Source organism: Exiguobacterium sp. s168 (assembly GCF_018619035.1).
In the GTDB taxonomy this organism is placed as follows: Bacteria; Bacillota; Bacilli; order Exiguobacteriales; family Exiguobacteriaceae; genus Exiguobacterium_A; species Exiguobacterium_A acetylicum.
On record NZ_JACSNE010000066.1, the window covers coordinates 1 to 471 of the forward strand.

General features: G+C 48.8%; 1 rRNA gene. It reads right to left on the reverse strand.

Going from position 1 to position 471, the window contains the following annotated elements:
• A 23S ribosomal RNA gene (locus KNQ15_RS16645) occupies window positions 1-264 on the reverse strand; the annotation flags it as partial.
• Window positions 265-471: the final 207 nt, after the last annotated feature.

Below are 471 nucleotides of genomic sequence, written 5' to 3' on the forward strand. Positions count from 1 at the left end.
CCGTTTCGCTCGCCGCTACTCAGGGAATCGCATTTGCTTTCTCTTCCTCCGGGTACTTAGATGTTTCAGTTCCCCGGGTCTGCCTCACGTTACACTATGTATTCATGTAACATGTCCCATCCCATTACAGATGGTGGGTTCCCCCATTCGGAAATCTTCGGATCAAAGCATACTTACTGCTCCCCGAAGCATATCGCTGTTCGTCGCGTCCTTCATCGGCTCCTAGTGCCAAGGCATCCACCGTACGCCCTTCATACCTTGATCTAGCGTTGGTATTCTAAGAACACACGTCTTAAATGACATGGTTAATTAAAAGTTTGATGTCTTGTTGATGTCTTCAGTTTTCAAGGTGCGAGTGTCTCTATCGAGACTGAGAGACGAGCTCTCAAAACTGAACGATGGGCATGTCCCGTAAGGGACGTTTTCCTTAGAAAGGAGGTGATCCAGCCGCACCTTCCGATACGGCTACCT